General features: G+C 55.7%; 6 protein-coding genes. 4 read left to right on the top strand and 2 right to left on the bottom strand.

Annotated features, from left to right (window positions below; translation table 11 throughout):
* The first annotated feature begins 3 nt into the window (after nt 1–3).
* A complete protein-coding gene (locus DES54_RS12775) occupies nt 4–786 on the top strand; it encodes a tyrosine-protein phosphatase (protein WP_113867955.1) in 783 nt (260 codons plus the stop codon).
* Nucleotides 787–875: 89 nt separating this feature from the next.
* Here the strand turns inward: DES54_RS12775 and ppc are convergent, their stop codons facing one another.
* Nucleotides 876–3,515, bottom strand: a complete 2,640-nt coding sequence (gene ppc / locus DES54_RS12770; protein ID WP_113867953.1) for a phosphoenolpyruvate carboxylase — start codon at nt 3,513–3,515, stop codon at nt 876–878.
* 409 nt (nt 3,516–3,924) lie between these two features.
* Here ppc and xopAD point away from each other — a divergent pair, with 409 nt between their 5' ends.
* Nucleotides 3,925–11,301: a XopAD/skwp family type III secretion system effector gene (gene xopAD / locus DES54_RS12765; RefSeq protein ID WP_113867951.1), complete on the top strand. Its 7,377-nt coding sequence runs from the start codon at nt 3,925–3,927 to the stop codon at nt 11,299–11,301.
* A 29-nt stretch (nt 11,302–11,330) separates the two neighbouring features.
* On the opposite strand, the gene argE is transcribed toward xopAD, so the two are convergent.
* On the bottom strand, nt 11,331–12,479 hold the full coding sequence (argE, locus tag DES54_RS12760; RefSeq protein WP_113867949.1) for an acetylornithine deacetylase: 1,149 nt from the start codon (nt 12,477–12,479) through the stop codon (nt 11,331–11,333).
* A 204-nt stretch (nt 12,480–12,683) separates the two neighbouring features.
* On the opposite strand from argE, the gene argC reads away from it, so the two are divergent.
* Together argC and argB are read left to right on the top strand one after the other, a co-directional pair.
* Nucleotides 12,684–13,688 (top strand): N-acetyl-gamma-glutamyl-phosphate reductase, encoded by a 1,005-nt coding sequence (gene argC / locus DES54_RS12755; protein WP_113867947.1) that lies wholly within the window; start codon nt 12,684–12,686, stop codon nt 13,686–13,688.
* 34 nt (nt 13,689–13,722) lie between these two features.
* Nucleotides 13,723–14,496 (top strand): acetylglutamate kinase, encoded by a 774-nt coding sequence (argB, locus tag DES54_RS12750; protein WP_113867945.1) that lies wholly within the window; start codon nt 13,723–13,725, stop codon nt 14,494–14,496.
* Nucleotides 14,497–14,514: the final 18 nt, after the last annotated feature.

Below are 14,514 nucleotides of genomic sequence, written 5' to 3'. Positions count from 1 at the left end.
TATATGACCGAACCAACGTTGCTTCATCCTTCCTTATTACCGCTGGACGGCGGCATCAATTTCCGCGATATGGGCGGGAACCGCGCTGCCGACGGGCGGCTTATCCGCCACGGTAAACTGTTTCGCGCAGGCTCGCTGGATTTGCTGAGTCCTGCCGATTGCGAATACCTTGCCAGCGTACCGGTTTATCACGTTATTGATTATCGGGATGAGGAAGAAATCGCCGTCAAACCCGATGTATTGTGGTCTGGCGCGAACTACCATGCGTTCCCGGCCAATCCACTGCGTCATGAAGTCACGGCGAATCTGGACTCATTGGGATCGGATGTGCTGGCGGCGTTTGATTCACGGGCATTTATGCTGGAGCTCTACCGCCGTTTGCCGTTTAATAATTCAGCTTACCGCCAATTGGCGGCGTTGCTGTTGCAGCCGGATGAGGGCGCGCTGGTGCAGCATTGCGCCGTGGGTAAAGATCGCACCGGAATAGGTTCTGCGCTGGTAATGTTCGCGCTGGGCGCGGATGAGCAAACGGTGGTGGAAGACTATCTGTTAACCGATACCACGCTGGCGTCGTTCCGTCAGCAACTGATGACACACCTGGCGCAGACGCTGAATGAAAAAGCGCTGCGGCAGTTCTCTTATGTGCTGTCGGTGCAGGAAGAGTTTATCGTGACGGCGTTGCAGGCCATCAAGGAGCGTCATGGTTCCGTCAATGTCTGGCTTGAAGCCGAGTACGGGCTGGATGACCAGACTCGTCAGCGCTTGCAGGATAAATATCTGGTTTGATTCCCGCCAAACTTACGCATTAAAAGGCCGGTCGCATGGACCGGCCTTTGTCAGTGATGTATCGGTAATGTCAGCGCCACAGGCGGTGGTTAGCCGGTATTGCGCATACCGGCGGCGACGCCCGCAATGGTGACCATCAACGCCAGTTCCACCTCAGGACTTGGTTGTTCCTGCTGGCGCGAACGATGCAGCAGTTCGGCCTGCAGCACGTTCAGCGGATCGGTATAGACGTTACGCAAGGCGATGGATTCCGCAATCCACGGCAAGTCTTCCATCAGGTGATCGTCATTGGCTATCGTCAGCACTACGTTGATATCGGCGGCCAGTTGCTCGCGCAATTGTTTGCCCAACGGCCACAGCTTTTTGTCAACAAGACGTTGATCATAGTATTCCGCCAGCCACAGGTCGGCTTTGGCAAACACCATCTCCAACATTCCGATACGGGTGGAGAAGAACGGCCAGTCGCGGCACATGGATTCCAGTTGCTCCTGCTGGCCATCGTCCACCACTTTTTGCAACGCGGCGCCCGCGCCAAGCCACGCGGGTAGCATCAAACGGTTCTGCGTCCAGGCAAAGATCCACGGAATGGCGCGCAGGCTTTCCACCCCTCCGCTGGGGCGGCGTTTCGCCGGACGGGAACCCAGCGGCAATTTACCCAATTCCAACTCCGGGGTGGCGGAGCGGAAATAAGGCACGAAATCCGGGTTCTCACGCACATAGCCGCGATACATATCGCAGGACACGCGAGAGAGCTCATCCATCAACGCCCGCCATTCCTGCCTGGGTTCAGGCGGCGGTAACAGATTGGCTTCCAGAATGGCGCCGGTGTACAACGCCAGGCTGCTGATTGTGACTTCGGGCAGACCATATTTGAAGCGGATCATTTCACCCTGTTCGGTAACGCGCAGACCGCCTTTCAGACTTCCCGGCGGTTGAGACAGCAAGGCGGCGTGCGCGGGCGCACCACCGCGGCCTATAGAACCTCCGCGGCCGTGGAACAACGTCAACGCAATGCCCGCTTTCTCACAGGTTTTGATCAGCGCGTCCTGCGCGCGGTATTGCGCCCATGACGCCGCCATCACGCCGGCGTCTTTCGCCGAGTCGGAATAGCCAATCATGACCATCTGTTTGCCCTGGATAAAACCGCGATACCAGTCGATGTTCAGCAACTGGGTCATGACCTCATCCGCGTTGTTCAGGTCATCCAGGGTTTCAAACAGCGGCGCAACCGGCAAAGCAAACGGACATCTGGCTTCTTTGAGCAGCAGATGAACCGCCAGCACGTCAGACGGGGTGCGCGCCATCGAGATCACATAAGCCGCAATCGATCCCTGCGGGGCTTTGGCGATAACGCGGCAGGTATCGAGCACTTCTTTGGTATCCGCGCTGGGTTCCCAGTCGCGGGGAAATAATGGACGCTTGGAGCTTAATTCGCGGATCAGGAAGGCTTGCTTATCGGATTCAGACCAGCTTTCGTAGTCGCCGAGACCCAGATAACGGGTCACTTCGGCCAGCGCGTCGGTGTGGCGGGTACTTTCCTGACGGACATCAATGCGCACCAGCGGCACGCCGAAACAGCGCACTCGACGCAATGTGTCCAGCAACTGGCCGTCGGCGATGATGCCCATGCCGCAGGCATGCAGCGATTGATAGCAAGCATGCAGCGGTTCCCAGAGTTGCTCGTTGCTGACCAGCAGATCTTTCGGCGCCAGCAACTGTTCGCCTTTAAGACGGGATTCCAGATAGCTCAGCGTATTATTGAGTTGGGCACGCAGTGATTTCATGATGGCGCGGTACGTTTCCTGCACCGCATCGCCGCCAGCCAGCTTGCGCAATTCCGGCGTACATTCGGACATCGACAGTTCCGATACCAGGAACTGGATATCTTGCAGAAACAGGTCGGCGGCTTTCCAGCGGCTGAGCAATAACACATGCCGGGTGACTTCGGCGGTAACGTTCGGATTACCGTCGCGGTCGCCCCCCATCCAGGAGGTGAAACGCACCGGCACCGCTTCAACAGGCAGGCGATAACCGAAGGATTTCTCCAGCAACTCGTCCAGTTCGCGCAGAAAAGCCGTCACCCCTTCCCACAAACTGTTTTCAACCACGGCAAAGCCCCACTTCGCTTCTTCTACCGGGGTAGGCCGTATTTTGCGAATTTCGTCGGTGTGCCAGGACTGGGCAATCAACTGCCGCAGACGACGCATGATCCGGTCACGCTCGTAACCGGCCAGATCGTCATGATCAAGCTGTTTAAGGCAGGTATTCACTTCAACCAGTTTGTGGATCAACGTCCGGCGGGTGATCTCGGTGGGGTGCGCCGTCAGCACCAACTCGATGGAAAGCGATTCGACGGCATCACGAATAGCCTGTTCTGTGAGATTTTCATTTGCTTTTAAACGCTCAAAGGCTTTGCCAAGTAATTCCGGGTTACTGGCTGCCTCGCCATGAGGGGAAATCGTATGATATTGCTCAGCGGTATTAGTCAGATTAAGAAACTGGCTAAATGCACGGGCAACCGGCAACAGTTCATCGTTGGACAGATTCTGTAGTGTGTCCAGCAGTGCCTGACGATGTTTCTCGCTGCCTGCTCTGGAGGATTTTGACAACTTGCGGATTGTTTCTACTTTATCAAGAATGTTTTCGCCCAACGCCTCTTTGATGGTATCGCCAAGCAGCTTGCCGAGCATACTGACGTTACTTCGCATTGCGGAATATTTTTCGTTCATTTTACCCTGGCCCATCCTTCTACTTTTGTAAGTTTGTTTCACTTGACAGATATTCTGCGCTCCTTTCATCTAGCCACGACCAGCCTGATTCGTCAATTGACGATTCTTTGTTCTCGTTATTCTTTCTATCTGCATTGAGATGGAAACGATAATTTGTGAAATTTAATTACAAACGGAAAGAGATTATCTTTGCTTATCAAAATGGGAAGATAAAACGTCTCGAATCGAATGATGCGTGTAGCTTTCGCAAGGCTTATCATTAAGGTTTAAACCGTATTTAAAAATGAGCGTATACGGCGTCATTCGCCAATTCCTAATGAGTTTCATGGTTTTTCAGGAACTACGGCAAAGCTTGCTTTACTCACTAGGGCAGTACAGGTTTTGAGTTGAGAATAGCAGGCAATTGATAATGAAAATTCGTGATTCCAACACCACGTTTAATCCTTCGACCCTTCCCGAACCGGCCCCGGAGAGCCGGGCAGGTAAGGAGACAAAACGAAGCGATGCGGAGAAAGCCTCCACGTCTGACGTGCGTGACAAGGCGGGGACGCTTCCCCGCCCCACCCACCGTCCTTCTCTCTGGTCGCATATCGTTGAACAGTCATATCACCCTGCTGCGTCATCCTCGCGCGACGTCGGACGCCCTTCCCGCATGCATAGGGCGGAAACCTCGTCCAGGCGGTCGGACGAGGTCAACGTCAACAAACGCTATCGTTCGCAACCGCGCTCAGCAGGAGCGAGAGTGGATGAAAAATTGCGTCAGGCGCTGCTGTACAGAGAAAACCGGCTACGGCCCGAGGAGAGGAAAACGCTTCAGGCTCAGCGCAATGCGCAATATCTCGCGCTGGAACAGCGCTCAGACGGCGGTTTCCCTGAGCGTTGTCTTGAGATGGCAAGGAATAATGTGCTCGCCTTGCACAATGGTGCTGATAAGGCGCTGATCTTTCTGCAAGCGTCGTTCGATGGCCCGACCAACGTTCACTGGCTTACGCGTTATTTGCTCAAACTGGCGCTTTCTCCCGCAGACGCCCAGGATCGTGTCGTTCAAAAACGGATCCAGGATTGTGCAGGACTGGCTGCGCACTATTTCGTGGTGCATCACGGTTGGTTTAAAGAGGCTACGATGCAAAGTTATGCCGCGATAGCTAACCGCCTCAGCAAATTTCGCGATAATGGGGCTTGTCTGGCGGCAATAGAGCGTATCGCGATCGATACAGTGCACGGCCATAATCTTCACGGCGTCGATATGAAAACAGGGATATTGCTTGCCGGCGCGTTTGCCAAATGCGACAGAAGCGACTTTTGCTGTGAGGGCGTGTTAAGGATCGCCCGGCATTTGCTGGCGCGTTTTCCATCCATATTTACCATTAAGAATGTTTCCATGTTATTGAATTCGCTTAGTAAATGGACAAAAAACCAACAAGTGGAAGATGTCGCCTGCGCCCTCACTGAAAAGATGCTGAGAGATCCGCGTTTGCAGTTAAAGCAGAGAATAGATGCCTTTGAGATACCCAGCTATTTGCTGTCTTTCAGCAAATGGCCGCAGCGTAGCATAATGAAAGAGGCGGCCATCGATCTGAGCGAAGTGATCACCACTAATCCCGCGCGCCGACTGAAAATGGATGCCGTCGGGGTGAGCAAGTCTCTGGTTGCGTTGAGCAAGTGGGCCGGGGAGCGATGGGCGAAAGACGCGACGCTCGCTCTGGCGGGAGACATCGTCTCAAATCGCGTATTGCAGCGACGGATGAACGCGCAGGATATGAGCAATTCCCTGAATGCCTTAAGTAAATATGCCGATGAACCACTGGCGGAGAAGACGGCGCACGCACTGGCGGACAGAATTGCCCGGGAGCGGCGATTATGCGGCGAAATGAATAGTCAGGCCGTCGCCATTATCCTGAATGCCGCCAGCAAGTGGCATGAGAAGTCATGGGCGGTTCAGGTGGCGCTTGTTCTGGCGGACCGGGTGGTTTCTGATCAGGTCCTGCGCCAGAAAATGGATACCAACCAGGTGGCAATGTCGTTGAATGCGCTCAGCAAGTGGCCGCAAGAGCCATTGCTCCAGGAAGCGGTATTTGCCCTGGCGGATAGGGCGGCTAAGGATCATCGGCTGCAAATGGAAATGGATGCGCTGGGGGTGGCAATATTCCTGAATGCGTTGAGCAAATGTCTCAATAAGGAACGCGCCTGGGAAATGGCTTTCGTTTTTGCGGACAGGATTGTTGCCGATCGCCGGCTGCGGGAGGATCTGGATGCCGGAAACGTAAGCGATATTTTGAACGCCATGAGCAAATGGGTCGGGAAATCGCTGGCCGGGGACGTCGTTTTCATTCTGGCGGACAAAATAGCGGAGGATGAAGGGCTGCGGTTGAGAATCGATGCGGTGTCGGTGGCGAATGCGCTGAACGGTTTTTCTAAGTGGAGTGAATCGCCGCGAGTATGGGACGCCGCGTGCTTATTGGCTGACAAGGTCGCCTCGGATCAGACGTTGCGGTTTAAGATGCGGTTTATCGAGGTGGGCAGCACCCTGAACGCCTTGAGCAAATGGCCGGAAAAACGGCAGATGCGTGAAGCGGCGGTGGCGATGGCGGACAGAGTCGCCTCGGATCGCCGGTTACAACAGCAGATGGATGCCCGGAGCTTAGCCATTATTCTGAATGCGTTCAGCAAGTGGCCTAAGGAAAAATCGCTCGGCAAGGCCGTTGAGGCTTTGGCGGAAAAAGTGTCTGTAGATCATCAACTGTGTTGGCAGATGAGCTCGCAAGGGGTGTCTAATTGTCTGAACGCATTCAGTAAATGGCCCGAAAATCGACAGGTGCAAAAGGCGGTTTTTGTGCTGGCGGAACGTGTGATAGCGGACAAGAAACTACTACAGGACGCTGACGTCGAGCATATATCCAATATCTTGAATGCGTTCAGTAAATGGCCTGGCAATAAGAAGCTCAAAGACGCCATGCTCGTGATAGCGCAACAGGTGGTGGAGGATGAGGCGTTGCGACAGTCATTAAGCTCCCTGGGAATGAGTAATTTATTCAACGCGTTGAGCAAATGGCAGGAAGAACCGTTGGCTGAGCGCGCCAGCCTTGCCCTGATGGAAAGGCTGGTGACGGATGAGACGTTAAGGCATTCCCTGACGCCTATTGGCCTTTGCACCACATTGAGCGCTTTGAGCAAATGCAATCAGCATAGTCTGGCCAGGGAAGCGGGCGCGATGTTGATGGGACAACTGGGAACGCGGGGTTATGCCTGGCGGGATTATGATCTCAGAGGGATGTGCCAGATCGCTAATGCTGTGGCTCGTTTGTCCGGTAACGATGAACAAGATATCGCGGAGGGCAGAATATTGCTGGAGGGGCTTTCCGCCTATCTGGAACTGCATCCTGAATGTTTCGCCGATGCTGATTTACCTGGCGTCGGCATTTTGTTCAAAGCCTACGGCAAGATGCATATACCGCGAGCTCTCCGACCTCTTGCCGGACCCGCACTGGAGCGGGTACAGGCTCTAATCCACCAGGATCAACTGCGCGATAACCCGCTTGAAACCGTGGCGACGCTTTCTCTGGGGCTGTTGCCTGTGGCCCGCAGCCCGGAATTGCAGCGCCATCGCGTTCAGGCGGTGAAGATGCTGGAAATGATGCAGCCCATCGTTGCGCGCAAAGTTGACGCCTATCTGCGCCTGGAGAATACGCAATCGGATCTTGGCGGCCTGGATTTGCGGGATAACGGGGAAGCGTGCGGCACCCGCTCCCCGGCGCTCAGCTTTTATCAGGTGCTCAAAACCTACAATGTGGTGGCCCGGCAGTGGAATATGCGCAATATCGAAGGCGAGCGTAGCGACATCAAGACACGGCAGGCGGAGCTAAAACATTGGGTAAAAGACCTGCTGGAACGGACGCAACAGGTGATCAATGCGGATCTGCAGGAGAATAGCTGGAACCTTATCGCCCAGATCGAAGCGAACGATGAAATCTATGAGGCGCTGGATTTGCGTCTGCTCAAGGATGCGGCGACCATCGTGGCGCGTCATCCGCCCATCACCTTCGACCTGCCGCAGACCATGAGCCAGATGCGCACGCCGCCCGGTCAGATCAAGCCGCCCCCGTCCGGCGCAGGCGCCACGAAACACTTTATCGTCGATATCCGGGGAAAGGAGGTCAAAGCGCCGCAACCGGATGATGACCCGCCGGACAACTACTCTTTTTATACGCGCCTGACCGGACAGCCGCTGGTGGAGGTTCAACTGCCCGGCGAGCTCAGTAGTTTCATGCTGGCGCGTACCTTTCAATATCAGGATGACCTCTGGCGTTTTGATATCTTCGGCGGTAGCAGATTGAAGAAAGGGCGTCAGAATACGGTCAAGGATATCCTTGCCGGATCGCATGCTGGAAAATCATTATTGCCCGCGATCCGATACGCCGATACCGTGCCGAACAGCGATTTTATGCGCTTTATTGAAAAGATCTCCCCGCAGCGCGAGGACTGGTCGCGCATACAGCGCGCCCTGTTGGAGATGGTGCCGCCGGATCATGTCGTCGAAGGCACGCTGCGTCTTGGATGGTGCGCGGACGTACCGGGGCCGCAGCATCCTTTTAAGTTGACCAGTCCCTCTGGCGAGCGGCTGGCTTTGTGTCCGAATGACGGTTGCGGGTTTTTGCGCTGGGAGGTGGCGCGGCGGATCCCGGTGGTCAGCGCGTATATCGACGCCTGGGAAGCATCGCGCGCCGGGCATGCCAGTGAGGAGCAAATCGGGCTGTTAAAAGGGCAGGATGCGGGACAAAACAGCATCCCGCCCCAGGCGCTGATGCACTACCCGCGCAGCGAAAGCGTGCAGGCCGAGGCGCATACGGTGTTACAGCGGCGGCTGGCCGAATTACGGGCGATAAAAGCGGGCCCGGATTCAGACGAGGCGAAATCACAAGGCGCGGTCTCCCCGGACAGCGTGGATCGTCTGACCCTTTATCGGATGACCATCAGCGGCGGCTATCAGGGCCGACGGCTGCGCGCCGTACCGTCGGCCGATGACCGGCTCTACCTGCCGACAGTGCCGCTGCCGGGGTTTCAGCGTCCAGAGGGCGACCTGTTGCTGGGCAAGCCGCCTTATGACAAGGAATACCTGTTGCCGTTCGCTGCCGAAAAGGTGGCCACGCCCGCGAGCGAAGACCCAACCGCCCGTTTTCTGGATCAGTGCTTTGCCATCCAGTACAGCTACAGCGGCGTCGACGAGTATTCCGGCGAGGATGCCGATATGCTGCACAGTAAAGGCATGCTGATTATTCCCCCGCCAGGCCACTGGTCGCCCGCGCATGCCGATCAGGATATGGTCTGTTCGCGGGAAGACCTGAAGATATGGTCGCGCTGGAAGCACGGACGCGATCGCAATAAGCTGCCGGAACAGATGCTCAGCACGGGCAGCCTGAGAGTCAAGGATGTTCTGGTGCCGGGCCGATTGGCGGGTTTGCCGATAGCGGAACTGCGCAAGCGTAATATGGACACCGATGGCGATGATGCCTTTATCTATGCCGGGTATCCGCAACTGGCCGCGCATATCCGGGAGGTGATGGACGACCGGGCGCGGCGGCGCGGGGTGGAAAAATCCTTTAAGCCGCCCAAAACCGCGACTGCGGCGATTGATGAACAGGGGCGCTATCATACCGGTCGCGCCCTGGAGATCCTCAATGATCAACGCGGCGGCAAATTGATTGGCGCGGCCAGCCAAGCGGCCAACCGCTTTCTGGCGCAGCCGGATGAACTACGTGAAAAAATGGCGCGCAAAATGATGTTCGGCATCTATGACGGCGTAGAGCGCAGCCTGCGCAACGGTTTGCGCCAATGGCTGGACGGCGACCCTGACGCGCCGCCGCTGGCGGCGTTGTGTACGCAGAGCGACGCGGCGATTGGCCGGGCGCATCAGTCGGAGGCGCGGGAGGTCGCCGCGCTGTTGCATCATCTGACTCAACAACTGGCGTCGCCTGACGCACAGACGACAGCGCCCATGATGTCCGATGCCGTCGCTGAGGCGAATCCCAAACTGGCGGCTGCTTATGCGAAAGCGCCGGATACCGCAGGACGCATCCACGCCGTGTTGGATAACTATCCGGTTTGTCGGCTGTCTCACGAACAGTTTCCCGACGGTCAGCCGGGGCTGGTGCCGGGCGAACCGGAACTGACCATCCGTAACCTGTTTACGCTGGCGGTGAAAGTCGGCACCGATGCGCTGAAATCAGATACCGGTACGGCGCTGTTCAGTAAGATTCTGGATAATTGCGTTCAAACGGAACGCCACTTTCCCGAGAGGATACGCGAGGTTCCTTATACCAAGCAGACGGCGCGAATGATGCAGGAAGGGCGTTTTAATCCTGAACAGGCCAAAACCGCGCTGGTCGGGATGCCCACGCTGGCGGCGGCGGTAATGGAAGATGCCGTGGACTCATTACAGAAAGTGGGGTTGCTCCACGCTCCGCCCACGTTGATGGAGCGTACCCAGTCACTGTCGCCGCAGGCGTTGAAAGAGGCGGCCCAGGCATTAAACAGCCAGGCACGGCAGGCGCAGCAGCGCATCACCAATCTGTTGCAGCGGCTACTGCCCGCTCAGGCGCAGTTGGCAGGGCTCAACCACAGCATAAAATCCGTGGGATCGATAGAGGAAAAACTCAGGTATCTGGTCGGTAAAAAGCAACTGGATTTGCCGCAGGCGGTTTCCCAATTCAACGATGCGCTGCGTTACAGTGTGGTGATGCCGTGTGAATCTTTTACCGAGTCATACCTCAAGCTGCTTGCGGCATTGGACGCCGAAGGTCATACGCTGCTCCAGCGGACGAATTATTTTACGAAACCGTATATTCCGTTCCGCTCGATTAATGCGATCCTGCGAGGCGGCGCCGGCGAACCGAGTTGGGAAATTCAGTTTCATACGGAAGAAACCTTCATGCTTAAGGAGCGCTACCACGACAGCTACAAGGATGAACAACGGCTTAAACGTGAAGGCATGTTGCCCGGCGGGTTGCAAGAGGCCCGGCAAGCGTTTCGCCAGGTGCAGGTTCCGCCCGGATGTCTGGACATTGACGACTTGCAGCAGGCCGGCGGCGCGGAGAGCGTCAGGACGCCAGCGCCGCGTTCGTTTTCCGGCGTGTCCATGCCCTTGCTGCGTCAGGCCGAAGTGGTGCTGGAGCAGGCGCGAGAGCTCGAACGCCACATATCCCCCAGACTACAACAGCTATTACAAGAACATGATGGGCAGTTGCGTCAGGACAGGCAGGGCAACTGGCGCCATTTTATTTTCAAGAAACCTGGCTCTATCGCCCGCAAATTAGCCGACCGCCAGCAAGGTGATTCCGTGCGCCCTGACATGGTGCGCGACGCGCTCAGGTACGAGGTAATTCTGGCGCCGGAAAAATTCGCCGACAAAGCGAAAGCCATCGTCGATGGACTCAGACGTAGTGGCCTCGAAATGGCGGCGGTGCGCAACGGTTTTCTGGAGGCGGATACCACTTACGCGGGCGTTAACGTCAAATTGCGCGATACTAAAGCGCCGCCGGGAGAGGGCTATTTTGAGGTGCAGTTTCATACCCGTGAAAGCCTGAGAGCTAAAATTGATACGCACAGAGATTATGAAGCTCACCGGAAGCTGCCGGAAAACCGGTCGGCCACCGATACAGATGAAATGTGGTCGGATATAGAGGAGAAACGGGAAAATCAGTTGAGAAAAATGCGCCAGATCGCGGCTGGCGTCCCGTTGCCGGACGGTATCGAAAAATTGACGGCATTTAAGCATTATGCCGATAACTAAGCGGAAACTGACCGGCGTTTTCGCCAACCTTAGCGGCAGAAATGCCGGACCAACTGGGCGATCAGATTGCGGGTCGGCGTAATAAAGGCGGTATCGATATATTCGTCCGGCTGGTGCGCCTGATCGATAGAGCCTGGCCCCAGCACCAGCGTTGGGCACAGTTCCTGAAGAAAAGGCGCTTCGGTACAGTAATTCACCACCTCGGTTTTTATTCCCAGCAATTTTTCCACCACCGATACTAAGCGATGGTCGATTGGGCATTCATAACCGGGGATAGGCGGATGCAGTTCACTGATGGTCAAACGGCCAGGCCAACGCTGGCTTACCGGCACCAGCGTTTCCGCCAGCAGGCCGTTAAGATCATTAAGCTTCAGCCCCGGCAGCGGGCGAATATCCATATGCAGTTCACAGCAGGCGCAGATACGGTTGGCGGCATCTCCGCCATGAATATGCCCCAGATTCATGGTGGGATAAGGAATATTGAACGCTGCGTTGTGGTAGCGATCCTGTAGCGTGTTGCGCAGCACTAGCAGATGTGCGATCGCTTCATGCATCAGTTCAATGGCGTTGACGCCGCGCGATGGATCGCTGGAATGGCCGGACTGCCCTTGAATACGGATCGCGCTGGACATGTGGCCCTTGTGGGCGCGCACCGGCTGTAACGAGGTCGGCTCGCCAATAATGGCGCAGTCCGGGCGGATGTGTGTGGATTGAGAGAAGTATTTGGCGCCCGCCATCGTAGTTTCTTCATCGGCGGTGGCAAGAATATACAGCGGTCTGGTCAGTTTTGTCGCATCAATGTCGCGCAGCGTGTCGAGAATGAAGGCGAAAAACCCTTTCATATCAGCGGCGCCCAAGCCGTAAAGCTTATTATCCTGTTCGGTCAGCGTGAAGGGATCGCGCGTCCAGCGTCCGTCATCAAAAGGCACCGTATCCGTATGTCCGGCCAGCAGCAAACCGCCTTTACCTTCACCAATTCGCGCCAGCATATTAAATTTATGCTGTGTGCCGGGGACGGGTTGCACCTCGACGTGAAAGCCTAAATCGCCAAACCAGCCCGCCAACAGGTTGATTAATGCCTGATTACTTTGATCGAGCGCGCTGTCGGTGGCGCTGATGGACGGAGTCGCGATCAACGCCCGGTATAGCTCAATAAAAGGGGGTAAATTCATTTTCACTGTTGACAGCCTCTGGTTAGGATAGTATCAATATTCATGCATTTATTTTGAATAAAAATACAATAATGCTAAGTGAAAGGAAACCCTAAGACACCGGTGGCGAGGAATTCATCGCTTTGCTTAGCTTCTCGGCTCAACAGCGTGTTTACGTTGGTGAGCCCGGTTACCTGTTCCATAGATAAATTAAGAAGGTATACGGATCTCATGCTGAATACGTTGATTGTCGGCGCCAGTGGTTACACCGGCGCTGAACTTGCACTTTACCTGAACCGTCACCCACAGATGAACATAACCGCTTTGGCGGTTTCAGCGCAAAGTGTTGATGCCGGAAAATTAATTTCCGATTTGCATCCACAGCTGAAAGGCATTATCGATTTACCGGTACAACCGTTGACCAATGTTGCCGAAGCCGCCAAAGGCGTTGATGTAGTGTTTCTGGCGACGGATCATAAAGTCAGTCATGATTTAGCGCCTGAATTTCTGGCGGCTGGCTGCGCTGTTTTTGATTTATCCGGCGCCTACCGCGTTCAGGATGCCGATTTCTATACCCGCTACTATGGATTTGAGCATCAACATGCGGACTGGCTGGCGCAGGCCGTCTACGGTTTGGCCGAATGGCGAGCCGAAAGCATTAAACACGCGCAACTGATTGCTGTGCCGGGCTGCTATCCAACCGCCGCGCAGTTGGCATTGAAACCGTTGGTGGAGGGACAGTTGCTGAATCCGGCGCAATGGCCGGTGATCAACGCAGTCAGCGGCGTGAGCGGCGCGGGGCGTAAAGCCTCCCTCACCAGCAGTTTCTGCGAGGTCAGCCTGCAACCTTACGGCATTTTCAACCACCGCCATGCGCCTGAGATTTCAACCCACCTGGGCACGTCGGTCATTTTTACGCCACATCTCGGTAATTTCGCTCGCGGAATACTGGAAACCATCACCTGTCGCTTGCAGCCGGGAGTGACGCGGCAGGATATCGCCGAGGCTTATCATAACGCCTATCACGATAAACCGCTGGTGCGGCTTTATGATAAAGGTGTTCCGGCATTGAAATCCGTCGTCGGTCTGCCATTCTGCGACATTGGTTTTTCTGTGGATGGCGAACATCTGATCATCGTCGCCACGGAGGATAACCTACTGAAAGGCGCGGCTGCTCAGGCGGTGCAATGCCTGAATATTCGTTTTGGTTTCCCGGAAACCCAGTCTTTACTCTGATTAAACATTCATCACTCTGAGGCGTGAAAGCATAATGAATCCGTTAATTATCAAACTCGGTGGCGTTTTACTGGATAGCGAAGAGGCGCTGGAACGCCTGTTCACCGCATTGGTTACCTATCGTCAGGCGCACCAGCGGCCCTTGTTAATTGTGCATGGCGGTGGATGTCTGGTTGACGATCTGATGAAAAAACTGTCGTTGCCTGTCGTGAAGAAGAACGGCCTGCGTGTCACACCCGCCGATCAGATTGATATCATTACCGGCGCGCTGGCCGGTTCCGCCAATAAAACGCTCTTGTCCTGGGCGAAAAAACACGCTATTAACGCGGTCGGCTTATGCCTGGCGGACGGCGGCAGCACCCGCGTCACGCAGTTGGATGAGGCGCTGGGTTTTGTCGGCAAAGCGCAGGCGGGTTCTCCGGCGCTGTTGAATACCCTGCTGTCCGCGGGTTATTTGCCGATCGTCAGTTCGATTGGGATCACCGAGGAAGGTGACCTGATGAATGTGAATGCGGATCAGGCCGCAACCGCGCTGGCGGCGACGCTGGGGGCGGATTTAATCCTGCTGTCTGATGTCAGCGGCATTCTGGATGGAAAAGGCCAGCGCATTGCCGAAATGACTGCGCAAAAAGCGGAACAACTGATCGCGCAAGGCATCATCACCGATGGCATGATTGTGAAGGTCAACGCCGCGCTGGACGCCGCGCGGACGCTGGGGCGTCCGGTGGATATCGCCAGTTGGCGTCATGCGGAGCAACTACCGGCGCTGTTCAACGGCGTTGCCATCGGTACGCGTATTTTAGCGTAAGCTGTTTCTGGGTATGGC

It is taken from the genome of Brenneria salicis ATCC 15712 = DSM 30166 (assembly GCF_003315515.1).
GTDB lineage: Bacteria > Pseudomonadota > Gammaproteobacteria > Enterobacterales > Enterobacteriaceae > Brenneria > Brenneria salicis.
Note: the sequence above shows the minus strand (reverse complement) of the source record. Positions and strands in the feature narration are given on the sequence as shown.

Excerpts from the sequence above, each read along its gene's own strand:
- DES54_RS12775 (WP_113867955.1), top strand. The coding sequence starts at position 4 with ATGACCGAACCAACGTTGCTTCATCCTTCCTTATTACCGCTGGACGGC.
- ppc (WP_113867953.1), bottom strand. The coding sequence starts at position 3,515 with ATGAACGAAAAATATTCCGCAATGCGAAGTAACGTCAGTATGCTCGGC.
- xopAD (WP_113867951.1), top strand. The coding sequence starts at position 3,925 with ATGAAAATTCGTGATTCCAACACCACGTTTAATCCTTCGACCCTTCCC.
- argC (WP_113867947.1), top strand. The coding sequence starts at position 12,684 with ATGCTGAATACGTTGATTGTCGGCGCCAGTGGTTACACCGGCGCTGAA.
- argB (WP_113867945.1), top strand. The coding sequence starts at position 13,723 with ATGAATCCGTTAATTATCAAACTCGGTGGCGTTTTACTGGATAGCGAA.